General features: G+C 65.9%; 25 protein-coding genes and 1 other RNA gene. 10 read left to right on the top strand and 16 right to left on the bottom strand.

Annotated features, from left to right (window positions below; genetic code table 11):
* Window positions 1-165 precede the first annotated feature (165 nt).
* The 5 genes from rnpB to VGI62_RS16720 form a co-directional block, all read right to left on the bottom strand.
* An RNA gene (rnpB, locus tag VGI62_RS16740) (RNase P RNA component class A) lies at window positions 166-554 on the bottom strand.
* A gap of 128 nt (window positions 555-682) precedes the next feature.
* Complete coding sequence (locus VGI62_RS16735; protein WP_331505665.1) at window positions 683-1,192, bottom strand: GNAT family N-acetyltransferase; 510 nt, start codon at window positions 1,190-1,192, stop codon at window positions 683-685.
* A complete protein-coding gene (locus VGI62_RS16730; RefSeq protein WP_331505664.1) occupies window positions 1,189-1,788 on the bottom strand; it encodes an FMN-binding negative transcriptional regulator in 600 nt (199 codons plus the stop codon). The genes VGI62_RS16735 and VGI62_RS16730 overlap by 4 nt, the downstream gene beginning before the upstream one ends.
* Entirely contained in the window at window positions 1,788-2,507 is a 720-nt protein-coding gene (locus tag VGI62_RS16725; protein WP_331505663.1) for an N-acetylmuramoyl-L-alanine amidase, read from the bottom strand. The genes VGI62_RS16730 and VGI62_RS16725 overlap by 1 nt, the downstream gene beginning before the upstream one ends.
* The gene (locus tag VGI62_RS16720; RefSeq protein ID WP_331505662.1) at window positions 2,504-3,397 is read right to left on the bottom strand and encodes a DMT family transporter; all 894 of its coding nucleotides are present in this window, start codon (window positions 3,395-3,397) and stop codon (window positions 2,504-2,506) included. The genes VGI62_RS16725 and VGI62_RS16720 overlap by 4 nt, the downstream gene beginning before the upstream one ends.
* Window positions 3,398-3,567: 170 nt before the next feature.
* Between VGI62_RS16720 and VGI62_RS16715 the strand changes: the two genes are divergently transcribed.
* Window positions 3,568-3,963 (top strand): DUF883 family protein, encoded by a 396-nt coding sequence (locus VGI62_RS16715; protein ID WP_331505661.1) that lies wholly within the window; start codon window positions 3,568-3,570, stop codon window positions 3,961-3,963.
* A 96-nt stretch (window positions 3,964-4,059) separates the two neighbouring features.
* On the opposite strand, the gene VGI62_RS16710 is transcribed toward VGI62_RS16715, so the two are convergent.
* The 3 genes from VGI62_RS16710 to VGI62_RS16700 all read right to left on the bottom strand — a co-directional run bounded on the left by VGI62_RS16710 (window position 4,060) and on the right by VGI62_RS16700 (window position 7,394).
* Window positions 4,060-4,857, bottom strand: coding sequence for a PEPxxWA-CTERM sorting domain-containing protein (locus tag VGI62_RS16710; RefSeq protein WP_331505660.1), 798 nt, complete (start codon window positions 4,855-4,857; stop codon window positions 4,060-4,062).
* Window positions 4,858-4,999: 142 nt separating this feature from the next.
* Window positions 5,000-6,142: an acyl-CoA dehydrogenase family protein gene (locus VGI62_RS16705; protein ID WP_331505659.1), complete on the bottom strand. Its 1,143-nt coding sequence runs from the start codon at window positions 6,140-6,142 to the stop codon at window positions 5,000-5,002.
* 49 nt (window positions 6,143-6,191) lie between these two features.
* A complete protein-coding gene (locus tag VGI62_RS16700) occupies window positions 6,192-7,394 on the bottom strand; it encodes an acyl-CoA dehydrogenase family protein (protein ID WP_331505658.1) in 1,203 nt (400 codons plus the stop codon).
* A 196-nt stretch (window positions 7,395-7,590) separates the two neighbouring features.
* Between VGI62_RS16700 and VGI62_RS16695 the strand changes: the two genes are divergently transcribed.
* The gene (locus tag VGI62_RS16695) at window positions 7,591-8,325 is read left to right on the top strand and encodes an endonuclease/exonuclease/phosphatase family protein (protein ID WP_331505657.1); all 735 of its coding nucleotides are present in this window, start codon (window positions 7,591-7,593) and stop codon (window positions 8,323-8,325) included.
* Here the strand turns inward: VGI62_RS16695 and VGI62_RS16690 are convergent.
* Window positions 8,322-9,806, bottom strand: coding sequence for a phospholipase D-like domain-containing protein (locus VGI62_RS16690; RefSeq protein WP_331505655.1), 1,485 nt, complete (start codon window positions 9,804-9,806; stop codon window positions 8,322-8,324). The genes VGI62_RS16695 and VGI62_RS16690 overlap by 4 nt on opposite strands.
* Window positions 9,807-9,979: 173 nt before the next feature.
* A complete protein-coding gene (locus VGI62_RS16685; protein WP_331505654.1) occupies window positions 9,980-10,318 on the bottom strand; it encodes a hypothetical protein in 339 nt (112 codons plus the stop codon).
* Window positions 10,319-10,495: 177 nt separating this feature from the next.
* On the opposite strand from VGI62_RS16685, the gene VGI62_RS16680 reads away from it, so the two are divergent.
* The 3 genes from VGI62_RS16680 to VGI62_RS16670 all read left to right on the top strand — a co-directional run bounded on the left by VGI62_RS16680 (window position 10,496) and on the right by VGI62_RS16670 (window position 11,769).
* A complete protein-coding gene (locus tag VGI62_RS16680; protein ID WP_331505653.1) occupies window positions 10,496-10,927 on the top strand; it encodes a PaaI family thioesterase in 432 nt (143 codons plus the stop codon).
* Window positions 10,924-11,154, top strand: a complete 231-nt coding sequence (locus VGI62_RS16675; RefSeq protein ID WP_331505652.1) for a DUF1289 domain-containing protein — start codon at window positions 10,924-10,926, stop codon at window positions 11,152-11,154. Before VGI62_RS16680 ends, VGI62_RS16675 begins: the two co-directional genes overlap by 4 nt.
* Window positions 11,155-11,238: 84 nt before the next feature.
* A complete protein-coding gene (locus VGI62_RS16670) occupies window positions 11,239-11,769 on the top strand; it encodes a TIGR02281 family clan AA aspartic protease (RefSeq protein WP_331505651.1) in 531 nt (176 codons plus the stop codon).
* On the opposite strand, the gene dusA is transcribed toward VGI62_RS16670, so the two are convergent.
* Complete coding sequence (dusA, locus tag VGI62_RS16665) at window positions 11,713-12,729, bottom strand: tRNA dihydrouridine(20/20a) synthase DusA (protein WP_331505650.1); 1,017 nt, start codon at window positions 12,727-12,729, stop codon at window positions 11,713-11,715. The genes VGI62_RS16670 and dusA overlap by 57 nt on opposite strands.
* A gap of 157 nt (window positions 12,730-12,886) precedes the next feature.
* Here dusA and VGI62_RS16660 point away from each other — a divergent pair, with 157 nt between their 5' ends.
* Window positions 12,887-13,114, top strand: a complete 228-nt coding sequence (locus VGI62_RS16660; protein WP_331505649.1) for a hypothetical protein — start codon at window positions 12,887-12,889, stop codon at window positions 13,112-13,114.
* A 28-nt stretch (window positions 13,115-13,142) separates the two neighbouring features.
* A complete protein-coding gene (locus VGI62_RS22480; RefSeq protein ID WP_414695698.1) occupies window positions 13,143-13,322 on the top strand; it encodes an RMD1 family protein in 180 nt (59 codons plus the stop codon).
* Between the two features lie 22 nt (window positions 13,323-13,344).
* Here the strand turns inward: VGI62_RS22480 and VGI62_RS16655 are convergent, their stop codons facing one another.
* From VGI62_RS16655 to VGI62_RS16645, 3 genes are all read right to left on the bottom strand, one after another.
* Window positions 13,345-15,228 carry a hypothetical protein gene (locus VGI62_RS16655; RefSeq protein ID WP_331505647.1) on the bottom strand — a complete coding sequence of 628 codons (1,884 nt, stop codon included), beginning with the start codon at window positions 15,226-15,228 and terminating at the stop codon, window positions 13,345-13,347.
* 198 nt (window positions 15,229-15,426) lie between these two features.
* Window positions 15,427-17,898 carry a TonB-dependent receptor gene (locus VGI62_RS16650; protein WP_331505646.1) on the bottom strand — a complete coding sequence of 824 codons (2,472 nt, stop codon included), beginning with the start codon at window positions 17,896-17,898 and terminating at the stop codon, window positions 15,427-15,429.
* 118 nt (window positions 17,899-18,016) lie between these two features.
* Complete coding sequence (locus VGI62_RS16645; RefSeq protein WP_331505711.1) at window positions 18,017-18,406, bottom strand: UxaA family hydrolase; 390 nt, start codon at window positions 18,404-18,406, stop codon at window positions 18,017-18,019.
* Between the two features lie 311 nt (window positions 18,407-18,717).
* Here VGI62_RS16645 and VGI62_RS16640 point away from each other — a divergent pair, with 311 nt between their 5' ends.
* Window positions 18,718-19,779: a LacI family DNA-binding transcriptional regulator gene (locus VGI62_RS16640; RefSeq protein ID WP_331505710.1), complete on the top strand. Its 1,062-nt coding sequence runs from the start codon at window positions 18,718-18,720 to the stop codon at window positions 19,777-19,779.
* Here VGI62_RS16640 and VGI62_RS16635 read toward each other — a convergent pair.
* The gene (locus VGI62_RS16635) at window positions 19,776-21,074 is read right to left on the bottom strand and encodes an MFS transporter (RefSeq protein WP_331505645.1); all 1,299 of its coding nucleotides are present in this window, start codon (window positions 21,072-21,074) and stop codon (window positions 19,776-19,778) included. The two genes, VGI62_RS16640 and VGI62_RS16635, sit on opposite strands and share 4 nt — an antisense overlap.
* Window positions 21,071-21,934, bottom strand: coding sequence for a 2-keto-4-pentenoate hydratase (locus VGI62_RS16630; RefSeq protein ID WP_331505644.1), 864 nt, complete (start codon window positions 21,932-21,934; stop codon window positions 21,071-21,073). Before VGI62_RS16630 ends, VGI62_RS16635 begins: the two co-directional genes overlap by 4 nt.
* 224 nt (window positions 21,935-22,158) lie before the next feature.
* On the opposite strand from VGI62_RS16630, the gene kduI reads away from it, so the two are divergent.
* Window positions 22,159-22,995: a 5-dehydro-4-deoxy-D-glucuronate isomerase gene (kduI, locus tag VGI62_RS16625; RefSeq protein ID WP_331505643.1), complete on the top strand. Its 837-nt coding sequence runs from the start codon at window positions 22,159-22,161 to the stop codon at window positions 22,993-22,995.
* On the top strand, window positions 22,992-23,738 hold the full coding sequence (kduD, locus tag VGI62_RS16620) for a 2-dehydro-3-deoxy-D-gluconate 5-dehydrogenase KduD (RefSeq protein ID WP_331505642.1): 747 nt from the start codon (window positions 22,992-22,994) through the stop codon (window positions 23,736-23,738). Before kduI ends, kduD begins: the two co-directional genes overlap by 4 nt.
* The last annotated feature ends 220 nt before the right edge of the window (window positions 23,739-23,958 follow it).

Genomic DNA, 23,958 nt, shown 5'->3' with positions numbered 1-23,958 from the left:
GGGCTATCATGGGACGGAATGGGAGTAAATGACTCTGAACCACTATTTCCTAGAGAAACCAAGGCGAGCGGGCTGCTTATGGTTAATCGAAAGTTGTTATCCACAGAACATACCGTGAACTACAGCAAAGCTTGTTAACGAATTGGCGGATATGACTGAAGCAAGGAGACCAGACGGCCTGTAAGCCGGGTTCTGTGCCGCCCGAAGCAAGCTTCGGACGCGGCGATCATTCCTCTGGACCACCCCTCGCGGGGCGGTTCTCGCGACCTACCCGGACCGCCCAGGCCTACGACAGCCCTGCCCTCATCGCTGAGGGCCCGCGGTCCCTATTCGGTCTTGCTCCTGGCGGGGCTTGCCATGCCGTCCCTGTTGCCAGCGACGCGGTGGGCTCTTACCCCACCCTTTCACCCTTACCTCTCAGATGAGAGGCGGTTTGCTTTCTGTGGCGCTATCCCTGGGGTCGCCCCCGGCGGGCGTTACCCGCCGCCATGTCGTCGTGGAGCCCGGACTTTCCTCGACCCCCTTGCGGGAGCCGCGATCGCCCGGCCGTCTGGTCCGCGCGGAAAGTGGTCGTTCGGGCTTGAGAGGTCAAGTTTCGCCCCAAGCGCCCTTCGCGGATAGGCCCGCAACGCCCGCCTCGTTCGGCCCCGGGCCTTGCCCCCCGCGGAAACCAGGACGACAGCTAGAGCAGCACCTTGGCCATGGCGAGGTCGTCTTCGACCGTACCGTCGCTGAGGCGCACGCGGCGCCGGAAGCGACCTTCGATGGCGAAACCCAGGCGTTGGTAAAGGCGCAGGGCGCCAAGGTTGCCCTCTCGGCACATCAGCTCGATGCGCTCGACCTTGGGCGTGAGCGTCGCGGCGGCCGCGAACAGCGCTTCGAACAGCGCCGCGCCGATGCCCCGGCCCTGGAAGTCTGGATGCACCGCGACGGTCAGATCGGTAAGGTTGTGGCAGAATTGCCGCGGGCCCATGCGTGAGGCGTGGATTTCGCCGGCCATGGTCGCGCCAGCCCAGGCCCCTAGCGCAACGCCTGAGGCGAGCGACTTGATGATGGCGGCCTCGATGTAGTCGAGCGCCATCTCGTTCGGCTCGCGCGCAAGGCCGCCGCCCGCCGAGGCGGCGGCCGTGTGTAAGGCGAGGATCGCCGGCGCCTCGGCGAGAGCTAAGGCGCGGACGGCCACCCCGCTCATTCGCCGCGCATCCGTCGCGCGATGGGATGGTCCCCCAGCGCGGTGATCACGCCCGCCCGATCGGCTTCGGCCTTGTTCTGCGAAAGCTTGACGGTTCCTTCAAGCCGGCGAACGGCCATGCGTGCGCCTATGATCGCTCGGGCCATCGCCTCGAAGCGGCCCGTCGACATCTTGGCCCGCGTCCAGGGCGGTTTGGGCGCCAGCCGGCTCTCCTCCTGCGCCGAGAGGTCGTCGAGCAGGGTCACGAGCCCCGTCGCGTCCAATGCTGCCACGGGCCCCTCCGCCTCGACGCTGACATAGTTCCAGGTCGGCACCTGGTCGGCGCTCACGTACCAGTCAGGACTGACATAGGCGTCGGCGGCGAGGCTCACCGCAACGGCGGTGAAGCCCTCGCCAAGCCCGGCGGCGAGCGCATTGCTGCGAGACAGGTGAAAGTCGAGCGCGAGGCCCGTCTCCAGGCGGCGGACGACGACGGGCGCATGAGCTACGCGCAAGCCGCCCTGCACATTTGCGGCCAGCGTCACAAACGGATGGCGGGCCATGTGGCTGAGCAGCAGCGCTTCATCGGCCACCTGGAATGCCGTCGACGGATGCATCAGCCCGCCACTCTCAGCAGACCGATCAGCCGGGCCCGCGTCTCGCCGTCGGCGATCCCGTCGACTTGTTCCGGGCGCCAGTGCCGCTGGAATGCGGTGACCACTGCCTTCGTGGCGGCGTCGAACTTGCCGGAGGGCGGCAGGTCGTAGCCCAGGCGGGTGAACCCTGCCTGGAGGGCGAAGACGCCGGTGCTCTCCTCACCCTCGGCCAGCGGCGCGCCGGGCGCCGGCGAGGGTTCGACCCACAAGCCATGGCCGGCTTGCGCCAGCCGCTTCCAGGGGAAGAGCTCGCCCGGATCGTCCTTGCGCTCCGGCGCCACGTCGGAGTGACCGACGATCCGGCCGTCATCAATCTGCCAGCGCGTGCGGATGTCGCCGACCAGTGCGATCACCGCCGTCATCTGCGCGTCGGGAAACGGCTGGTAGCCAAACTCGTGGCCCGGATTGACGATTTCGACGCCGATCGAGACGCCGTTGATGTTGCGCTCGCCCTTCCAGAACGAGACGCCGGCATGCCATGCGCGCCGCTCCTCGGGCACCAGACGGAAGATTCGGCCATCCTCCTCGACCATGTAGTGCGAGCTGACCCTGGCTTCGGGGTCGCGCAGCCGGGCCAGCGCCGCCTCCCCTGTTGGCATGCCGGTGTAGTGCAGGACGAGGATGTCCGGGACCGTCGTCCGTGCGTCGAAGTTGGGACTGGGCGCCTCGATGAAGTTCATTGGGCACGGTTCCGGATAGCGAGCAGCAGCGGCATGACATGGTTCCTTCGCGCTGCGACGACCAGAACGCCAGTAAGAGCGATCGTCGTACCGATCGCCATCCGGGGCCCGAATGGATCGTGGAAGATCGCAACCCCCAGGACAATCGTCGCGAGCGGCGTCATCAGCGTCAATGGAGAGATCAGATTCGCCTCATAGCGGCGGATCAGGAAGTAGTAGGCGGTGTGGGCGCCCACCGACACCACGAGGCCCGAATAGAGCGCGGCCAGCGCGAACGGCCAGCCCGCGGCGAGCCCCATATGGACTTGCCCAGGTTCGAGCCAGGCCGAAAGCGCCGCAAGCGGCCAGAACGATGCAAAGCCCACCCAGGCCTGGAACTGTAGCGGCTTCACCCCCTCGATCTGTTTCATCATGACGGCTCCCAGGGAACCGGCGAAGGCCGAGGCCACCACATAGAGCAGGCCGGCCGACACCTTGAAACCGTGCGGGTCCCACATCACCGCCAGCGACCCTGCAACCGTCATCGCAATCCCCAGCGCGCGGCGCCAGTGGATCGTTTCGCCTAGCATCAGCACCGACAGGAGGGTGGTGATCGGCACGCCCAGCTGGCTCACCACGGCGACCGCCGACGGCGTCGAGGTCTGCAGGCCGATGAACAACAAGGCGAAATTGCCGCCGCCCATCAGCATCGCCACGGCGATCAGCCGCCAGCGCGGCCGGGGCATCGGAAGCAGCCACGGCGCGGTCGCCACCGCCACGAGCGCAAACCGAACCGCGGCGAAGAAGAGCGGCGGCAGGCCAAGGTGGCTCACCACGTATTTCGAGACGATGTTGTTGGACGCCCAGACCACGCATACCAGCGCCAGGAGCCCGAAATCGCCGAAGGACATGGCCCGGCATAGGGCGCGTCGGGCGGCCGGGGCAACGCCAAGGCTTCAGATACATCGCGTTAAACCGCCCGGCTGAGGGAACAATGCGCGCCCTGCGGGCTTCCAAGAAGCAGAAGGCGCATCGCTGGGCGGGCACGGCGTCTTGTCGGCCAGTGGAAGTGAGGGATGCCATGAGTGAGAAAGAAGTTATGGGGGGCCTGCAGCAAGGTTTCGGGCGCGCCGAACGTCGCGCAGGCGAAGCGTTAGACGACCCGGGCCTGCAAGCGCGCGGCGGTGTGAACCAGCTGAAGGGCGGCGCCCGGAAAGCGGTCGGGAAGGCGCAGACCAAATTGGACGACTTCGCCGGCCAGGTTGCAGACCGAGTGTCGAAGGTCGGGGAGCAGACCCGCGCGGTCTACGACCGGACATCGAAACAGGCCCGCGAGGTCGCTCAGCGCGTTGAGCCCCTCGTTCATGAACGGCCCTATTCGTCGCTTGGTGTCGCCCTTGCAGCGGGGGTGCTGATCGGTCTGCTGCTGAATTCGCGTGGACCGAAGGTCATCTACGTCAAGCCGCCGCCGACCTAGGGTTCGCGGGCCGAGTTGCCGCTTCGGAACAGGTCCTTCCGGACCCAGAAACGCCGCGCGCCCAATTGTGGGGGGATGGACGCGCGGCGCTCGCGCCTAGGCCATCTGGATGGGACGCCGGCGGCGCAAGGTCAGGCCGATCCCACCGAAACCGATGATCATCAATGACCATGCGCCGGGCTCAGGGACGGCCGAGGAAAGGAACAGCGCGCGCCTCGGGAGGCCCTCAGCCGGAAGCGGGGACTCGTTTGGCGCGAAATCGGACACCTGGTTGTTGTTCGAAATGCCGGTGATGCGCGGCCAGATGTTGAAGCCGTACTGGGTGAGATTGAAACCCTGGCCCGGCAACATCGCATCGGGGACGACCACGCTGATCGTGTCGCCGTTAATCGTCACGGCGCCGGCCGCCAGGCTTTGCATGCTCACGACCTGAGCAGCTGGATTGAGCAGGAACACCGCGCCATTCCCATTTCCACCCCCGGTCGGGGTGAGCGCGATGAAAGCGTCAAAGAACACCCCCACGCCGACGTCGCGCTGATTGAGCGGATCGGCGACGTGCAGGTTGTGCAGGAACTGGGTGCCTGCCCCGCGATCGACGCCCCAGACATAGAGGCTGTTTGGGGTCGTCCCGACAGCGCCCGCCATGGTGGCGTCGAGGTGAAAGCTCAGCCCATCGAACCCCGCGCTGGCTGACGTAACGTCGAGGTCGGCGCCATGCGGACCGACGAAGCTGCTGAGGAAATCGCCCGTTGGGTCGGCGATCGTGGTGGTCGCCCACGCCGCCGGGGCGACGAGCGCCAGCATGCAGGCGGCAGCGATCGCCAGGGCGACATGCCCAGCGCGCGAAGGTGAGTGATGGCCGGGCGCGTCCCGGCGGTATCGATGCGTCTTCATGGAAAGCCCTTGGTCAACGACCCCGAACGGTTGCGGGGAACCCAACCTGACCAGCTGAGGGCCAGGGCGGAAGGCGATGATCAGGACAATTCGAAGGGTCGATCGTGCGCCGATCGACCCTTCGATTTCGCCGCTCGAGCGGCTAGGCCGCCTGCCCGAGGCTGAGGAATTCGTAGCGCGCCAGGTGGTGGTCAGTGGAGCCGAAGGCGCTCTCGATCATGGTGGCGCGCTTGAAGTAGTGGCCGATGGCCAACTCGTCGGTCATGCCCATGCCGCCGTGGAGCTGGATGGCGTTCTGGCCGACGAACCTGCAGGCCTTGCCGATCTGCACCTTGGCGGCCGCCGCCGCCTTGGTCCGCTCGCTCTCGTCGGACAACTTGATGGTGGCCATGTAAGTCATCGAAATCGACTGCTCGACCTGGATGAACATGTCGACCATGCGGTGCTGCAGAACCTGGAATGAGGAAATCGGCTGGCCGAATTGCTTGCGCTGCTTGGTATATTCCAGCGTCCCCTGGTGCAGCGTGGTCAGGACTCCGCAAGCCTCGGCGCAGGTCGCCGCGATCGCTTCATCAACGATTTTTTCGACCAGCGGCAGGGCCTGACCTTCCGGTCCCACGAGCGCCTCGCCGCCCAGCTTCACGTTCTCGAATGTGACCTCCGAGGCCCGGAAGCCGTCAACGGTGGGATAGTCGCGAGTGGTGATGCCCGGGGCGTTCTTTTCGACAATGAATACGCTGACGCCCTGCGCGTCGCGCTGGCCGCCACCGGTGCGTGCGGTGACGATCAGGTGGGTGGCGTAGGGCGCCCCAACGACAACCGCCTTCATGCCGTTCAGCACGTAGCCCGCTCCGTCCTTCTTCGCCGTGGTCTTCAGGTCGGCGAGGTTGTAGCGCCCCTGCGGCTCGGCGTAGGCGAACGCGAAGATCGCCTCACCGGCGATGACCTGGCCGATCAACGCCTCGGCGTTCGGATGGCCCGAGTGCTTCAAGAAACCACCACCGATCACCACCGTGCCGAGGTAGGGCTCGACGACCAGCGCCTTCCCGAATTCCTCCATGACGATCATGTTCTCGATGGGGCCGCCGCCCAGGCCGCCCAGCTCCTCTGAGAACGGCGCGCCCAGGATTCCGAGTTCCTCGGCGAACGCCTTCCATATCGCAGGACTCCAGCCGGGCTCCTTGGCCAGCGCCGTACGCCGCTGGTCGAACGAATAGTGGTCCGACAGGTAGCTTGCGACCGTGTCGCGCAGCATCGACTGTTCTTCGGTGAAACTGAAATCCATCGGGCGGCCTATTGAGGGAGGGCTGAGGTCTAGTTTGTCTGCTGCGAGGTCAGAGGCCCAGCACCATCTTGGCGATGATGTTGCGCTGGATCTCATTGGATCCGCCATAAATCGAGGTCTTGCGGCCGTTGAACATCTCGCCGGCCAGGCCCACGGCGTAGTCCGGCCCGATCTGGGCGTTATGACCCAGGTCGTGCAGGAAGGGGGCGCCGTAGTGGCCGACAGCCTCCAACGCCAACTCCTGCAGCCGTTGCTGGATCTCGGTGCCCTTGATCTTGAGGATCGAACTCTCGGGGCCAGGACCCTTGCCGCTGGATTCGCCGGCGAGCGTGCGAAGTTCTGTGAACTCCAGCGCCGTCAGGTCGATCTCCAGTTCCGCCACCTTGCGACGGAAGAACGCGTCGCTGAGCAACGAGCCGCCGGCGTCGGAACGTTCCGTGGTGGCGATCTGGCGCAGCTTCTCGAGATTGCGCTTGGAACGAGCCACTCCGGCTATGCCTGAGCGTTCATGGGCCAGGAGGGCCTTGGCCAGTGTCCAGCCCTGGTTCTCGTGGAAAACGCGGTTTTCGACCGGCACCTTCACATTGTCGAGGAAGACGTCGTTGACCTCGTGGCCGCCCTCCAGCGTGATGATCGGCCGGACGCTGATGCCCGGACTTTTCATGTCGATCAGCAGGAAGGAGATACCGGCCTGCGGCTTGGCGTTGGGGTCGGTGCGGACCAGGAAAAAGCCCCAGTCCGCAAACTGGCCAAGCGTGGTCCAGGTCTTCTGGCCGTTGACGATGTAATACTCTTTACCGTCGTCGGCGGTGATCCGCTCGGCCTTGGTTTTGAGGCTCGCCAGGTCGGACCCGGCGCCCGGCTCGGAGTAGCCCTGGCACCACCAGACGTCGCCGTTGTAGATGCCCGGTAGGAACGTCTTCTTCTGCTCCTCGGAGCCGAACGTGTAGAGCACCGGCGCCAGCATCGCGACGCCGAACGGCAGCACCGGCAGGGCGTCGGCCTCGGCAAGTTCCTCGGACCAAATGTATTTTTGCGTGGGCGTCCAGCCCGTGCCGCCGAACTCCTTCGGCCAGGACGGCGCAACCCAGCCCTTCTGGGCCAGCACCTTGTGCCAGGAAAGGTACTCGTCCTTGGTCAGCGTTCGCCCCGCGTCCTGCGCCGCGCGAAGGCTGGCCGGATAGTTTTCTTTGATGAAGGCCCGAACCTCTCGGCGGAAGGCATTCTCTTCAGGCGTGAAATCGAGGTTCATGGGGGCTTCCTGGCGGTCTCGTAGAGGCGCCATCTGGCCGGCGCGCTCACTTGCCCGAGACCATAGGCTGAGGCCTACAGAATGGGAAGATGACGTTAACGTAAGCGTGAGGCTTGAACCCTGCGAACCTCAGCCCGCTCCGGCCGTTGTTGGAGCCTTGCGTCCGCCCCGGAAACCGGTCACGCCTCAACTCCAGATGCCCAGGATCGTCACCTACAACGTTCACCGCTGCGTCGGCATGGACCGGCGGCTGGACGTGGGGCGGGTGGCGGACGTGCTCGCGGCCCTGCAGCCCGATATCGTAGCCCTTCAGGAGTTGGACGTCGGCCGGGCGCGAACCGGCGGTGTCGACCAGGCGCACGAGATCGCGCGCCGTCTGGACATGGCCTGCCATTTTCATGCGGCGCTGACAGTCGAAGAGGAGCGCTACGGCGACGCGATCCTCACCTGCTTTCCGGAACGCATGGTGCAGGCAGCGCCCCTTCCCGGCCATCCGATGATCCGGCAGCTCGAACCGCGCGGTGCGCTCTGGGTGGAGGTCGAGATCGAAGGCCGGCCGGTCCAAGTGATCAACACCCACCTGGGCCTGGTGCCGAAAGAACAACAAATCCAGGCCGCTTCGCTTGCCGGCCCCGGCTGGCTGCGGCACCCGCGCTGCCGGGACGCCACGATCCTGCTCGGCGACTTCAACGCCACGGCGACGTCCGTCGTCTACAGGACCCTCCTGGCCGGGCTGGCGGCGGCGCGCGGGCTCTCGCCGAGGAAGTCGCCGACGGCCACATTTCCTTCGGCCCTGCCCGTGCTGCGCATCGACCACCTGTTCGTGAGCCCCGAGATCCAGGTCGAGGACGTCTTCGTCCCCTTCTCGCCGTTGGTGCGCGCGGCTTCGGACCACCTCCCCCTGGTGATGGATTTCAACCTGATCGCCTAGGTATCGAGCGAGGCGGCGCCCGCCGGGCCGCCGAGCAGCTGCATGTCGCGAACCGCCTCGTAGAGCCGTTCGCGCCGGCGGATCGGATTCCAGGAATCCTTAGGGTCCTGGGGATCGCCGATATGATATTTGGCGACGAACTCGCCGAAGCCGGTGACGTGCGGCGGCTCGATGGTCTGCAGCCGGCCATCGCGATTGAGCGCGTCGATGGCCCCGACAAGGCCGCCAAAATCCGCACGCGCCTTGGCCACGGCATCGCCTGTGAGCCCCATGAAATGTCCGACTAACCGGTCCCGGAATGCGGCTATTGCGCGCCTCGCCTCTTCGTCGCTCGTGTCGATGACCAGTTCGCATTCTGTGTCGAACCCGCCGGACCGGTTGTTGAGGTTGGCGGAGCCCACTCGCGCGATGCGATCATCGAAGACACTGGTCTTGGAGTGGACAATCACGGTGTGGCCTTTGGCGGTGGCCGGCCAGAAAGCGCGAAACCGCCCGAAGATATCCGCCGAACGCAGCCGCCAGATCATGGCGCCGCGCGCTCGATCCATGGTCAGGTGATCGAACCAGCTGGGCGCGTGGCCGGTCGAGATGAGCACCACCTCCGGCCCGTCCGGCTCGCTAAGCCGCGCGGCCAAGGCCTCGGTGACCAGGGGCGAGGTAAAGTACTGATTCTCCAGATAGATGGATTCCTTGGCTTCGGCGATCGAGGCGAGCGTCAGCCTGCGGATCTCATCGACCTCGGGCTGGCGTTTCCAGCGAGGCACCGTGCGGGCGATGCCGACGTCGAGCTCGGTCAGCGCCGGCGGAACATGGTCAGGCCAAGGGTCGCCCCCTGCATCTTCCGCTCGCTCCAGCGTCTCGCCAGTCGAGATGCGCCAGCGCTCACGCGCGAGGTCGCCCAGGGCGGCGGCCGCCTCGCCGTCGACCATCATCATCACCTCGTGGCGGGGCGCGTGGTATTCCTGATCGGGCATGATGCGCCGCGGGTCGTCATCGCGATGGCCGGGCGTATCCCAGCGGTCGACGGAGATGTCGCCGCCGCCGCAGAAGGCCAGCCGGTCGTCGACGACCAGCACCTTTTGGTGATGGCAGGCCCCGAAGGGCACCTGGTCGTCGAGCCGGAACTTCACATGCGTGCCCTTGAACCACTGGCGCGCCTTGTGAGGGAAGAATTCCTGCTGGGCGGCGATCGGCAGGGCGGAGCGCCAGATCAGCAGACGCACATCGAGTTCAGGTCGAGCACGGGCCAATTCCACCAGGATGCGGCCCACTTCGTCGGGATCATCGGGCCCATCGTAGCCATCGGGAAACAACCGCGTCCGCGGATCGAACCCCCAGCCAAGCAGCAGTACCGACCGCCGCGCGTTCTGCAGGGCGGCGAAGACGGCGGCGAAGTAGGCCTCGTTGTCCACAAGAAAGGCTGCCCGATCCGCCCGGGCGGTGCGCCAGCAGGTGTCGCCGGGTCTCAGAACCGAGGTCAAGCTGGCATGGATCCTTCCACTCGCCCCAGTGCGCAGCGCGACAGCGCCCGCCCAGGAACTCTCTCCCGCTACCAAAAGCTGGGCAGCGAAGGTTGGCTTCCCGAGCGCAAAACCACAAGCAGAAGCGCGCCGGTCCGGATCGGCGCACTGGCTTTTGTTAGGCAGCCACAGGGCTAGCGGGCTGAGGCCGCGTCCTTGTCGCCACTGACCAAGGCCATGCAGGGGCCATTCAGTTCGGCGCTCAAGCGGTCCTTGGAGTCGCCCTTACTGGCCTCGCGCTTTGCGCGCGCGAATTCATCCTGCGCCCGCTCAACGATCAGCTCGGGGCGCGTGCGCCCCTCGGTCTTGAGCAAGGCATCGAGGCTGGCGGTGTCACTCACTCCCAGTCCGGCGGCGATACCCCGGCAGCGGTTGGCTTTCAGGTAGTCAACGTCGCTGAGCCGACTGGACGCCATGGCGCCATCGGCAGCAGCAAGACTTAAGGTGGCGAGAACGATAACGGCGACTTTCATCTTGGCGTCTCCCTTGGTTCAACCCCTGGGGGATAATTGAAACCGCCGCCGCAAAACCTCAAATGAATTACTGTAAATGAACTGTATTTAATGTTTGCCGTATCAATTCGATACGTTGTTGTTACTTGTGACTACAATTTACTTGTCGCGCCGCGACGTGTTCTGGCATTAGGCGGCATGGCTCCTCCGATACCGATCCTCGACGAAACGGGCGTCAACGCCCTCCTGCGAAAGGCCTTTCCGGACGCGACGCCCGAGGCGTTCCCGACCGTGCTCGAGGTGGCGCCGGGACGGGTAAAAGTCACGGCGCCATACCGCGATGGGCTCCTCAGGCCCGGCGGAGTGATCTCCGGCCCAACCTTGATGTCGCTCGCCGACACCGCCGCTTACGCCCTTGTGCTCGCCCACATCGGCGACCAGTTGATGGCGGTGACCTCCTCCCTGACCATGAATTTTCTGCGCGGAGCCGCCCCCGGGGATCTCCATGCCGAGGCCGAAATGCTGAGGCTCGGCCGCCGAAATGCGGTCTGCGACGTTCGCCTTTGGACCGAAGGCCCGGACCGGCTGGCCGCGCAGGCGGTGGTCACTTACGCTCTGCCTCAGCCATGAGCGAACCTCTTACCCCGCCCCCCGGCCCGCCCCGCGCAATCAAGACGCCTTGCGTTCAGGTCTGCGTGGTGGACGGCGAGAGTGGCCTTTGCATGGGCTGCTATCGCCAGCTCTCCGAGGTCGCCGGCTGGGCGCGGCTGAGCGACGACGAGCGTGCGCGCATCATGGCCGAGCTACCGTCCCGCCGCAGCCGCATCCGACCCGAGAAGTTGGCCATGTTTGGTTAAGCCTGCCTGTTCACGGCTTCTCAAACCGCCGGGACCTAATCTCGCGGCAGTCAGCAGCCATGCGGTTGCGCAGGGTCCGGGCTTGTGTCGAACCTCTCGAAGTACCTATTTGTGGCGGCGGTCAGCGGCATCTCGGCGCTGAGCTGCGGCCAGGCGGTGAACACGGTTTCGGACCGCATTCAGGGCCATCAGGTCGCCCGGGCCGATACCGCACTCCAGGTCTCGGTGAGCGCGCCTGCCGCTCCCGCGCCCCTAGCCACGGTGCGCAAGTCGGCCGACGGGCAATACTGGGCCCACGGCGAGGTCAACGGAGCCGACGTACGGTTTCTGGTCGATACGGGAGCCAGCGCCGTGGCCCTGACACCAGAGGACGCCCGCAAGCTGGGCTTCGACCTCTCCTCCCTGAACTTCGGCTACCGCGTCGTGACCGCCGGCGGCTCGACTCGGGCCGCGGCCGTGAAGCTCGCCAGCGTGACGGTGGCTGGCGCTCGCCTCGACGACGTCGACGCCCTCGTCATCGAAAAGGGCCTCGACACTTCGCTGCTCGGCATGAGCTATCTAGGCCGCCTCGCCAGCTTCCAGGCGACGCGTCAGGCGCTGATCCTGCGTCCCTGACACCGCAGCCAGGGCTGCATCCACGACCTCCAGGCCCGCACCGGGCTTCACGCTTTCCACGGTGAGGATCCGCCGCCATGCCCGAGCCCCAGGCGCACCGTGGAACAGGCCCAGCATGTGCCGGGTCATAGCCGCCAGATGGGTCCCCGCTGCAAGTTCGCGGGCGATGTAGGGCCGGTAGCGCGCAACCGCCTGCGCCGGCGTGACGACCTCGCCCTCGCCGAACACCCGGGTGTCGACTTCGCCGAGCAGGCCCGGCGTGTGGTAGGCGGACCGGCCCAGCATGACCCCGTCGACGCGCCGGAGGTGCGCCTCAGCCTCCTCCAGCGAGCCGATCCCGCCGTTGATTACGATGGTCAGGTCGGGCCGTTCGGCCTTCAGCCGGTAGACGAGCGGGTAGTTCAGCGGGGGAACGTCGCGGTTCTCCTTGGGCGATAGGCCTTGCAGGAGCGCCTTTCGGGCGTGGACGACGAAATGGCCGACTCCGGCCTGGGCGCAAAGGTCGACCAGTCGAAACAGGCTCTCCTCGGGATCCTGGTCGTCGACGCCGATCCGGCACTTCACCGTCACCGGGACCTTTACCGCGGCGGCCATGGCCGCCATGCATTCGGCGACCAGTTCCGGCTCGCGCATCAGGCAGGCGCCGAAGCGGCCCGACTGCACCCGGTCGGAAGGGCAGCCGACGTTGAGATTGATCTCGTCGTAGCCTTCCGCCTCGCCGATCTGCGCAGCCTGCGCCAGATCCGCGGGCTCCGACCCACCGAGTTGCAACGCCACCGGATGTTCGCACCGGTCGAAGCCCAGCAGCCGCGCGCGATCGCCATGCAGGATTGCGCCCGTCGTCAACATCTCCGTGTAGAGCATCGCTCGCGAAGTCAGCGTGCGGTGTAGGACCCGGCAATGCCGGTCCGTCCAATCCATCATAGGCGCTACACTTAGTAAATGATATTGTTTTTTCAATGACTTGCGCTTATTGTTCAACCCGTGGAGCGACCCGAGAGCTACGCCGTTTTACGACGTTTTTCGATCGCTTTCGCCAAGTTTCGATTTCTCACTGCACAGGATTTGCCCGCGGAAAATAGCCTCGATCCTGAAAGAAAAAAGCGGCGCCTGGCGGGTGCAGGTCCGTCGCAAGGGACGCTACATAAGCGAGACCGTCGTCGCGCACGAGAACGCCAAGCATTGGGCCTTAGACACCGTGTTCCGCTGTGGCGTCGTCGTGCTCATCGGCCTGGCCCCCTCCACCCAGGACGAGGTCTTGCGCAATGTCCTTCCGCACGTCCAAGGCGCGATGACCGAGCGCGAGGAGCAGATCATTCAGCTCGCCGCGCGACGACGAGGATGAGGGGGTCGGTGCTGACGGCAAAGTCCGGATCGGGGCGCTGGCGCCTGACAAGCTGCTGGTGGTCGCCGACGCCCTTGCGAAGAGCGCCGCCCTAGCCCAGGACGAACGCCAGGTTGCCAAGGTATTTGATACGGTTGAGCCATGGGCGCGGCGGCTGGCGGAGACTGGCCGCAGCCCTGGAGGGCGGGATTTCGGAGCCAGCGCCTGAGCACTGGGATGGCCTTTCGAACTCAGGAGGCCGGCGCGGTGGGCGCGTAGTCGAGCGACCAACTCAGGCTCCAGGGCTTTGTCAGGCTGAAAGCGCCGCGGTGGCAAGTCACGGCCGTCGTCAAGGCGCCCACCGGCGTGTGGTAGTCCTTGTCGGCGACGACATCCCGCGTCCGACAGTCGTCCAGGCCCGTGGCCTTGAAGCTGCGGACCGCGCCCTCGCTGAAGCGGGTAGTCAGGCCCACTGCATGCGGAGCCCCTGAAAAGGTTCCGAACTCCAGATCCGCGCCCTTCACCGCCACCGCCACCTTGGGCGTGAAGGTGTCGGTCCGGGTGATCCGCCCGGGTTCGAAGACATAGGTGGTGTCGACCGCGATACGGTCGTCGGCGACGGGCGCGTCCTTGCCCGTCCGGTCCATCTCGTCCTGGCGGTAGGTGACTGTCGTACGCCCGCCCGCCCGGGCCACCTTGATGTCGCGGAAGAACGCCAGGGGCATAAGAGCCGCCCCATCGGCCAGCGTCAGGCGCGGCGTCAGAAAGGGAGACGTTCCGTTCGGCACGCCCATCAACATCCCTGGGGAAAAGGGGATCGGGAAATAGGGACTGGTCATGTGCAGGCCGGCTGCACCACTGATCAAGGGGAGGCCGATGACCCTGTCACCGTCGCGCAGGGTGAGTAGCATCCGGTCATAGGTCCCCTTGGCAAACCAGGTGACGGTGTATGTCGGCAGCGTCTTCAGCCAGGCGCCATAGCCCGGCTCGGGCGTAGCGCCCTTGAAACCCAGGTCGTTCCAGATCGCGTCGGTGTAGATGTACTGGCGGGCCAGGCTGAGGTTTTCCCCGAGGATCCGGTGTTTGCCCCGGTAGTCGTCGGTCCGGCGACCATGCTCCCACAGATTCACCGAGCGCATCTGCGGGTCGTACCAGAAGTCGGCGTAGCGGGCAGCGATGCGCGACGAGAAGGCATAAGCCATCGTTCGCTCCTTTGGTGTCAGCAGCCCGAACTTCGCCGCCGCGGTCATCACCTCCAGGAAGCAGGTTTCGCCATAGGCGCCGATGCTGCGGCCATATTCGACACCTTCGCCGCGAGTGTTGAACCGAGGCAGCATAAGATCCACCGACTTGCGCAGCCAAACCTTCACCTCCGGTGGGGGCGCAACGCCGGTCTCGATCAGCCGCTGGGAGATCTCGCCGATCAGCAGAATACTGTAACGGTCGAACCGGCCGTCGCCATCGGTTTCGTCGGCGAAGCCATAGACCCCAGAGTAGCGCCGGTAGTGGTCCAGCGTCTTGGCCATCAGCGCCTTGCTGCCGGTCTCGTCCTCCCAACCCATCAGCATACGCAGACGCGCGATGCTGAAGGCCACGCCGTAGTAGTTGTTGGGCAGATCGATGAGCGTCAGATCAGGCCGCACGAAGGTGCGCCAGTCCAGCTGGGTCCGCAGCTTGGCCAGCGTTTCCGGCGAGACCGCCTGATCCAGCAGGCCGGCCTTCTTCAGCATCCACAGGGCTTCCATGTAGTAGTAGATGCCCCAGGTGTCGTTGGGCTGGTCGACCGTCAGATCGGCCAGCGCACGGTAGCCGGCCAGGCGGGTCTTGAAGGCCGGATCGGTGCGCGGAGTCGCCAACAGCGGGTAGGTCAGACCGACGGCGATCTTCCCGGGCAGGAACTTGTCGTTGCTCTGGAACACCTTGACCCCATCGACCGTCATGGCCGCCTTGTCGGCGATCAGCTGGTCCATCAGACCGTCGAGCTGCGGCAGAATGCGGCCGCTCACGGTTTGGTCCATCGGCGGAGCCGTGCGGTAGACGCGCCCGCGCGGACTGAGCCCAGCCGCGCCCGCGGGCGCGACCGTTGCCAGCGCGATCGCGGCGGCGAGGACAAGGCGGGTCAGGCGGCCCTTCATCAGTATCCCCTTACTGGCTCCACCATGGGGCGTAGCTGTAGTGGCCCATGGCCTTGATGCTAGGCTGCCCGGTCGCTGGCGTGGGGCAGCCCGCGGCCAGGACCACCGGACCGACGGTGAGCGACGCCAATGCGATTGATGCGGCGAAGACAAGCTGCGCATGGCGTCCTGCACCGGGCCCGGGGAGGTTCGCCGGCCTCAGTAATTGTAGTTCAGGCGAATCCCAAAGTAGCGCTGGCTGTCGCGCCCTGGCGTCCACTTCATCGCGTCGCTGATCGGCGCGCCGGCGGTGGCTCCGTAGGGATTGATGTTCCAGTTGCCGTCGCGGCCCAGATTGGTCGCATAGCTTTGGTTGAAGACGTTGTTGCAGAAGATTTGAAACCTCCAGCTGTCCTTCTTCAAGCCGACGCCGATGTTCATGATGCCGTAGCTGTTCTGATAGGAATCCGGGTCGTTGAGCAGGCTGAAGTGAACCTTGGTCTGCCACCGGTAGGACGCGACCAGCTGTCCGGTCAGACCGTTGCTGAAGGGATGGTCATACTGGCCGGTGACGCTCCCGGACCACAGCGGCGCATTGAACAGAAGGGTGTTGGACAGGTCTTGCTGGCCCCCGACACAGCCCAAGGCCGCCGTCTGACCCGAGAAGCAGGACGCGCCCTTGAAGCTGTTGATCTTGGCTTCGTCATAGGCCCCGGCGGCATCGACGGTAAGGTCTCCGAAATTGGCGATAATTTCGGTCTCAACGCCCCGCGTCGTCACCTGGCCGATGCTGTTCAGTTCGTTCTGTTGGGTGGTGTCATCCCGGCTTTGAGCCTGGAAATTGTGATAGATTTCGTCGAAGGCGGTGACGTTCCAGACCAAGCGGTGATCGAAGAACGAGGACTTGAAGCCAAGGCTATAGGCATCGACGGTTTCCGGCGCCACGGGCTGTACCGAGGCGATGGCGTCGGCCGTGGGGAAGCCTGCCAAGGGCGCGCCGGCGGCGATCAGAGTACGCGTCGTCAAGGTGCTGGTCAGATCGTAGGCCGGCCCCTTGTTGCCACGATCATAGCCACCGAACACCATCAGCGTGTCGCTCACGTGATACTGCAGCGCCACCCGGCCGGACACCGAGTCATAGGTGTTGCACGTCGAGATCTTCAGGCCGCTCGGTGAGGCGGTGGAGCACTCCGGCGACCCGTAGGTGACATTGTTCTGGTAGTCGTGGAACGAGTAGCGGAGATCATCGCGATTCAGGCGCAGACCCGTCACCAGGCTGAGCTGTTGCGTCACGTCGAAGGTGGACTGGCCGAAGAGGGCGTAGTTGCTGTCGGAGGACCGCGAGAGATAGGCGGCATAAGCCGAGGTTGTAGGTGGCACCGTGAGCAGGGTCCCGTCCTGGGTCAAGGTGTTGGAGCCGCGGACGAAAGAGGCCTCGCCTTTGGAATTGCTGAAGAAGAAGCCCGCAACGTAGCGGAAGCGCCCGGCGCTGGGGGACACCAGTCGGAACTCCTGGGTGACCGTCTCGATCTTGAACACGCCGCCGTTGGCCGAACCGCCAGCGATGGCGCCGGGCACCGGATTGGGACCGCCAGGCCCCCAGTTGTAGGACGTCAGGTCGGTGTCCTGCACGTCGTGCAGCCGATATTGGTCATAGGAGGTGATCGAGAGCAGCGAGAAACCGCCCATGTCGTGCTCGATCTTCAGCCCGGAACCCACGTCAACTGAATTGCCGACCGGATTCACATCTTGCGAAATCTGGCGGTTACTCGAACTCGGAATCATGCCGTTGAGAATTAGCGCCTGGGGCGCGGCAAATTTCAGCCCGCCGAACTTGCCGTAGGTCAGGCCGCCCGGCGCCGACGTGAGGAAGAAGGGCGTCGTCGTGCAGCAGGAAGCGTGGGTGTTGGACCAGTACGGCAGCAGCGACACGCTCCAGTCGACTACCGGCGTCCAGACGAGCTTGCCGCGCAGATTAACGTCGTCACGCCCATCGACCCAGGTGCGATTGAAGACGTTGTAGAGATTGCCGCGATAGTCGTTTGCGCCAGCGGCGAGCCGGAACTGAACCTCATCGCCGATCGGACCCGAAATGAAGGCGTTCAACAGTCTCTCGTGGTCGTTGGTGACCATACCCCGCGCGCCCCCGGTGAGGGTGCTCGTCGGCGCTTGGGTGGTGATGCTGATCACGCCGGCCGAGGCCGAACGGCCGAACAGCGAATTCTGCGGCCCGCGCAGCACTTCGACCTGGGAGGCGTCGGTCAAGGCGGTGAAAGCCTGGGCCTGGTAGGCCTGTGGAATGTCGTCGACGACCACTGCCGTGCTCGCCTCGGTAGCGATAGAGAAGGCGTAGGTGCCGACGCCGCGGATGTTGATGCTGTTGTTAAACGGCTGGGTGGTCTTGGTGATCGTCAGATTGGGGGTGATCGAGGCGATGTCGTCGAAACTGTGTACCTGGGCGCGGTCCAGCATCGCTGCGGTGGCGACAAAGACCGACTGGGAAACGTCCTGGACGTTTTCGGGGCGTTTGCCGACTGTGACTACGATCTCCGAGACCGTCGGGGCTGAAGCCTCGGCGGCAGATGCCGGTGCAATCTGAGCCGCCGCCGCTCCGGCGGAAGCGGCAAGGGTCAGCGCGGCCAATGACGCGCCGCCCAGCCAAAGCGCATTGCGAGTGTTGGTCGCCTTCATTTCCGTCCCCCATTGAACTTTTCTATCCGCCCCGAGGGCGTCGAAAAGCGCTTAGTCCCTAGCCCAGATAGATCTGGTAACCGGTGTCATTGGTTGTGGCCGCAAATAGACACCGGTGTCAAGGCTGCCTGCCACGGATCGCGTTGCCACCGGTTACCTTCCAAAAAGCACTCTTGAGACTGGCGGCGCGATCGCGCCGACTGCGATCCCCAATCGGCTCCCTTACGCGTGGCCACGGGGGGCGCCACCCAGCTGCGAGCAGCCGATGGGGTGCGTCAGCGCACAGAGCCCACCACGCGGCCCTTGAACCGCCGATCGGCCTCGGCGACGATCTTCGGGCGGTGCGGGCGACGCAGCCTAGGGTGCAGAGAATCCTGATTTCGTTGCGCGTGCCGACCCGGCCGTTCCGGCGGCGATAGCCCCCGAAGGTCGCGCCTGCCGGCGCCGCTAGCGGCTTCGGCGCGGCGGGCTGATAGGCGTCGTCTTCGAGCCCCGAGAGGCTGGTCACCGGGTTGTGGCTCTGGACCTGCTCTGCGGGCGCGATGTCGGCGAGCGCAGGCCGATCGGCTAGCCGTACTTTCGGACCGCCTCCCCCCTTGGCGATCGCCCGAAGCGCCACCTTGTGGCCGACCGGGATCTCGTCCGACGCCCCCCCGCCCGCCAGTGAGGCCAGGGCGACTACGACGTCGTCGCGCGGGCGATGGTCAGAACCGATGACATTCCGCTAAAGTAACCGGTGTCATGCTTTCGGCCTATGCCCCGCGGGCCAGCCAAGGCTATGAAACGAGACTTACCGACGAGCGGGACGGACGCAAGCTGATGGCCAAGCGCGGGGCGCCGGAAACCGAGGAGCATGGGCCTGGCGAGGCCCCTCGCCGGCGCCCGACGATCAACGACATCGCGCGCCTGGCCAGCGTCTCGAAGAAGACCGTCAGCCGGGTCATCAATGCAAGCCCCAACGTCCATAAGGAGACGCGGGAGCGCATCGAGGCGGTGATCGCCGAGCACGGCTATGCGCCCGATCCCCAGGCCCGTGGCCTCGCCTTCCGTCGCTCGTTCCTGATCGGCCTGGTCTATGACAACCCCAACCCGCAATACGTCGTGAACATGCAGCTCGGCCTGCTGGATGGCATGAAGGGCTCGGGCTACGAACTGGTGGTCCATCCGTGTAACCGAGCCAGCCCAACCTTCCTGGCCGACCTGCGCAGCTTCGTGGAGCGCCAGAAACTGTTCGGCGTGGTGCTGACGCCGTCGGTGGCGGAGGACGAGGGCGCTGCGGCGTTGCTGGCCGACATCGGCTGCGCCTACGTGCGGGTGGCCTCGGTGTCAGTGGACCGGCCCGAGCGCATGATCGAGACCCGCGACCGGCTAGGCGGCGAGGCGGCGGCCCAGCATCTGGCCGATCTTGGCCACAAGCGGGTTGCGTTCATTTCCGGCCCGCCAAGCTTCCGCTCGTCGCGCGAGCGGCGCGAGGGGTTCGAGGCCGGCCTCGCCTCGCGCGGCCTGACCCTGACGTCTCAGTGCACGAAGGAGGGCGCCTATACCTTCGAGTCTGGCATCGACTGCGCAAAGGCCCTTCTGATGCTCACTCCACGGCCGACGGCGATTTTCGCTGGCAACGACGAGATGGCCGCAGGCGTGCTGCAGGCGGCCCGGCAGATGGGCGTGCGCGTGCCAGAAGACCTGTCGGTCATCGGCTTCGACGATTTCGAGATCGCCCGGCGGCTGTGGCCGAGCCTCACCACCATCCGCACCCCGACCCGCGAGATCGGCCGGCTGGCGGTGCAGCAGCTCATGGGGCGCGCCGATGAGAGCCGCGAGCCCAAGGACCGGCTGCCGTCGCTGGTGGTGCGGGAGTCGACGGGGCCAGCTGCCGCCTAGATCTTCACCGGCTCCATCTTCGGCGCGAGCAGATGTACGGCGCCGAGCGCGAGCAGATAGACCGAGGCGGCCACCACGAAGATCGGCGTGTAGACACCGATCTTGTCCAGCACGTAGCCGGCGTACTTGGCCATGACCATGCCGCCAATGGCGCCGATCATCCCACCGATGCCCACCACCGAGCCGACCGCCGACCGCGGGAAGACGTCGCCTGGCAGGGTGTAGAGGTTGGCGGAGAAGCCCTGATGCGCGGCGGTCGCCACGCCGATGATGCCCACAGCGAGCCACAGGTTCGTGGCGTGCGCGGCGAAGGCCACTGGCAAGGCCATGAGGGCGCAGATCAGCATGGTAGTCTTGCGCGCGCGGTTGATCGTCCAGCCTATCTTGATTAGGCGTGAAGATAGCCAGCCGCCACCGACGCTGCCCACATCGCTGAGCAGATAGACGGCCACCACCGGCGGGCCGAAGGTCTTGAGGTCGAGGCCGTAGCGCTTCCCGAAAAAGTCCGGCAGCCAGAACAGCCACATCCACCAGACCGGATCGATCAGGAACTTGCCGATCGCGTACGCCCAGGTTTCCCGCTTCTTCAGCAGCACCGACCAGGGGACGTTCTCCACCGGATCGGCGGGGTCGCTTTCGATGTGCGCCAGTTCAGCAGCGTTGAGCCGCTTCTGGTCCCGCGGCGCGCGGTAGACCAGCAGCCAGACCGGCAGCCAGAGCAGGCCGACCACGCCGGTGACCAGGAAAGCTGCACGCCAGCCCCAGGCCAAGGTGACTACGGGGATCACCAGGGGCGTGACGATGGCGCCGATGTTGGTGCCGGCGTTGAACAGGCCCGTAGCGAGGGCGCGCTCTTTCTTGGGGAACCACTGGGCCATGGCCTTGATGCCGCCCGGGAAAGCCCCGCCCTCCCCGATGCCCAGCGCCAGCCGCGCGCCGATGAAGCCGCCCAGCGATCGGGCGAGAGCGTGGGAGAGGTGCGCGGCCTGCCAGATCAGGTAGGCGATACCGAAACCCCAGCGCGCGCCGATCTTGTCGACGATCCGGCCGAACGCCAGGTAGGAGAGCGCGTAGGTCGCCTGGAACCAGAACACCAGGTCGGCATAATTGGTCTCGTCCCAGCCGAATTCCTTGGAAAGGTCGCCCTTCAGGAAGCTGATTGTCTGGCGATCGACGTAGTTGAACACCATGGCGGTGAACAACAGGCCCACTATGACCCAGCGGTAGCGGCCCACTGCGGCAGCCTCGCCGGCCTTGGCGGCGGCTTCCCGAGCCTGGGAGGCGGCGGTGCTCATGGTCGGATCCTCCGTTGCCCTCCAGCGGACCTGTCTTGGACGGGTTGGGCCGACTGCGCGATGCAGTGGATCTCGTCCATGTCGCCGAAGGTGATGCGGGCCGTTTGTCCGGCCTCGATGTCATGGATGCCGCTGGCCGCGCCCGTGGTCACCAGCTGGCCACGCTTCAGGGGCCGACCGCGCGCCGCGGTAGCGTTCAGCAGGAAGGCCAATGACGCCGCCGGTCCGCCCGGCAGGGACGACGGGGCGCCCCGGCCGACCAGCTTGCCGTCGACGAAGACCTCGCAGGGCGGCCAGTCGTCGGTGCGGCTGCGCCAGTCGGGAATGGCGCGGCCGAGGATCAGCCCGGCGTTGTTGCCGAAATCGGCGGCCACAACGCGGGGACCCAGGATATTGATGGTGGCGAGCGGGCTGCCGGCGAACTCCACGCCGACCAGTTCGGCCTCGACCAGGGACAGGGCCGTCTCAGGCGCCCAGTCCGTCTTCCCCCCAGGTGCGTCCTCGCCCATACGGTAGACGTACTCTGCTTCGACCGCCGCGAACCCTCCGGCGATGGCGAACACCGGCGTCGGGGCCTTGCCGGCTTGCCAGACGTTGGCGCGGAACACCGGGCCCATCACCCGGTCGGCGGAAAGCTCGGCCTGCAGTTCGCCCGGGATGCGGCCCACCTTCCAACCGGCGATTTCGTCGGGCCACAGCCCGATCGCCGCCTCCTGGATCGCATAGCCGGCCGCCATGTCTGCGGGCAGGTCTCCGGGGAAATTGGGTAGGGCGACGGCGGCTCGGCGGGCGCTCACGAAGCGTTGGGCCGCGTCGGCGGGCGCGAGAGCGCCCGTGGTCTTCGGCGGGATTTTGGTCACGCGGTCGCGGCCTCGCGGTAGGTGCGCGCCGTCGCTCGGAGCTTGGTCGGGGGCGAAATCAGGGTCACGATGGCCGGACATTGGGCGAATAGGTAACCGGTGTCAATTTGCGGGGCCGTCGCGTTCTGGGGGCTTGCCAGCTCCCGATGACACCGGTTACCTGCAGCCAGCTCCAAATCGCAAAAAAGCGAAGGGGCGAGTGCCTGACTGCGGGAGGACGAGCCTTGTTCAAGAAGACTTATCACGCCACCCACCCCGACATGATGGCCGGCGCCACCAACGACCAGCTGCGCGAACGCTACCTGGTGAGCGATCTCTTCGTGCCCGGCGAGATCGTGCTGCACTACGCCCACTACGAGCGGTTCGTGATCGGCGGCGCTGCGCCCGGCAAGGGCGCCTTGCGCTTGCCCGACCAGACCGAGCCCGCGTCCGCCGCCGGCCACCCGTTCCTTGAGCGGCGCGAACTGGGCGTGGTCAATGTCTCCGATGGCCCCGGCAACGTCACCGTCGACGGGCAGGCCTACACAATGGCCTCGCGCGACTGCCTCTATGTGCCGATGGGCTCCAAGGATGTGACCTTCGAGGGCGAGGGCGCCAACTTCTACCTGGTCTCAACGCCCGCCCACGCCCGTTTCGAGGCCAAGCAGATCTCTATCGCCGATGCGGTCCCGCTGGAGCGCGGCTCGCTGGAGAAGTCCAACGAGCGGACCATCTACCAGCTCGTGGTGCCGGCGACCTGCAAGTCGGCGCAATTGCTCCTTGGACTGACGATCCTCAATACAGGCAGTGTCTGGAATACCATGCCGCCCCACCTGCACGACCGCAGGAGCGAGGTCTATTTCTACTTCGGCCTGAATGAGGACGAGCGGGTGTTCCACTTCATGGGCGAGCCGGACGCCCAGCGCCATATCGTGATGGCCAACAACGAGGCGGTGATGAGCCCGCCGTGGTCGATCCACATGGGCTCAGGCACCTCGAACTACGCCTTCATCTGGGCCATGGGCGGTGAGAACCTCGATTACACCGACATGCACGTCCTCGACATCTGCCAGCTGAAATGAGCGGCCTCTTCGATCTGACCGGAAAAGTCGCCCTGGTCACCGGCGCCAATACGGGGCTGGGCCAGGCCATCGCCGTAGGTCTCGCCCAGGCCGGCGCGGACATTGTCGCGGTTGGCCGCAGTGCGCCCGACGAGACTCGCAAGATGGTCGTCGACGCCGGGCGCAAGCTCACCGCGATCACCGCCGACCTCGGCTCCACCGAGCCGATCGCCCGCGTGGTCGCCGACGCCGGACCGATCGAGATCCTCGTCAACAACGCCGGCATCATCCGCCGTGCGGACTCCACCGAATTCACCGAGGCCGATTGGGACGCGGTGATGGACACCAACCTGAAGGTGGCCTTCTTCCTCAGTCAGGCCTTCGCCAAGGGTTGGATAGCGGCGGGGCGCGGCGGAAAGATCATCCAGGTCGCCTCGATGTTGTCCTTCCAGGGCGGCGTGCGGGTGCCCTCGTACACAGCCTCCAAGAGTGGCCTCGCCGGCCTGACGAAGGCGCTGGCCAACGAGTGGGCGGGCAAGGGCGTCAACGTCAACGCCATCGCGCCCGGCTACTTCACCACCAACAACACCGAGGCCCTGCGCGCCGACGAGACGCGCAGCCGCCAGATCTTGGCGCGTATCCCCGCCGGCCGCTGGGGCCTGCCCGAGGACTTGGCTGGCGTGGCCGTGTTCCTGGCCAGCCGAGCTTCCGACTACATGCATGGCGCCGTGGTGCCGGTCGATGGGGGCTGGCTGGCGCGGTGAGGCGGGCGGTCAGAACGCCGATCTGGCCCATCGGGCCAACATTCCGCCGGCCCGTAGCTTGCAGCCGTTGGTGGGGCGCCGCTCAGATAGGGGGGCCGCCCCCTTTGAGGGCGAAGACATCCTCTTCGGCGACGAGCGGCAACACGCGCATCAGCAGCGTGATTGGAATTCGTCGCGCGCGGAACGGTCTGGCTGCATCGTTCAGCGCCCCTCCTACAGC

It is taken from the genome of Phenylobacterium sp., assembly GCF_036495085.1.
Classification (GTDB): Bacteria; Pseudomonadota; Alphaproteobacteria; order Caulobacterales; family Caulobacteraceae; genus Phenylobacterium.
The sequence above is the reverse complement of the archived record's forward strand: the minus strand, read 5'-3'. Positions and strand labels throughout refer to the sequence as shown.

Coding starts and splice junctions, on each gene's coding strand:
- VGI62_RS16730 (WP_331505664.1), bottom strand. CDS start 1,788: ATGCATCCGTCGACGGCATTCCAGGTGGCCGATGAAGCGCTGCTGCTC.
- VGI62_RS16715 (WP_331505661.1), top strand. CDS start 3,568: ATGAGTGAGAAAGAAGTTATGGGGGGCCTGCAGCAAGGTTTCGGGCGC.
- VGI62_RS16640 (WP_331505710.1), top strand. CDS start 18,718: ATGGCCAAGCGCGGGGCGCCGGAAACCGAGGAGCATGGGCCTGGCGAG.
- VGI62_RS16705 (WP_331505659.1), bottom strand. CDS start 6,142: ATGGATTTCAGTTTCACCGAAGAACAGTCGATGCTGCGCGACACGGTC.
- VGI62_RS16680 (WP_331505653.1), top strand. CDS start 10,496: ATGGCTCCTCCGATACCGATCCTCGACGAAACGGGCGTCAACGCCCTC.
- VGI62_RS16635 (WP_331505645.1), bottom strand. CDS start 21,074: ATGAGCACCGCCGCCTCCCAGGCTCGGGAAGCCGCCGCCAAGGCCGGC.
- VGI62_RS16725 (WP_331505663.1), bottom strand. CDS start 2,507: ATGAACTTCATCGAGGCGCCCAGTCCCAACTTCGACGCACGGACGACG.
- VGI62_RS16695 (WP_331505657.1), top strand. CDS start 7,591: ATGCCCAGGATCGTCACCTACAACGTTCACCGCTGCGTCGGCATGGAC.
- VGI62_RS16710 (WP_331505660.1), bottom strand. CDS start 4,857: ATGAAGACGCATCGATACCGCCGGGACGCGCCCGGCCATCACTCACCT.
- VGI62_RS16735 (WP_331505665.1), bottom strand. CDS start 1,192: ATGAGCGGGGTGGCCGTCCGCGCCTTAGCTCTCGCCGAGGCGCCGGCG.
- VGI62_RS16675 (WP_331505652.1), top strand. CDS start 10,924: ATGAGCGAACCTCTTACCCCGCCCCCCGGCCCGCCCCGCGCAATCAAG.
- kduD (WP_331505642.1), top strand. CDS start 22,992: ATGAGCGGCCTCTTCGATCTGACCGGAAAAGTCGCCCTGGTCACCGGC.
- VGI62_RS16650 (WP_331505646.1), bottom strand. CDS start 17,898: ATGAAGGCGACCAACACTCGCAATGCGCTTTGGCTGGGCGGCGCGTCA.
- VGI62_RS16685 (WP_331505654.1), bottom strand. CDS start 10,318: ATGAAAGTCGCCGTTATCGTTCTCGCCACCTTAAGTCTTGCTGCTGCC.
- VGI62_RS16720 (WP_331505662.1), bottom strand. CDS start 3,397: ATGTCCTTCGGCGATTTCGGGCTCCTGGCGCTGGTATGCGTGGTCTGG.
- VGI62_RS16700 (WP_331505658.1), bottom strand. CDS start 7,394: ATGAACCTCGATTTCACGCCTGAAGAGAATGCCTTCCGCCGAGAGGTT.
- VGI62_RS16655 (WP_331505647.1), bottom strand. CDS start 15,228: ATGAAGGGCCGCCTGACCCGCCTTGTCCTCGCCGCCGCGATCGCGCTG.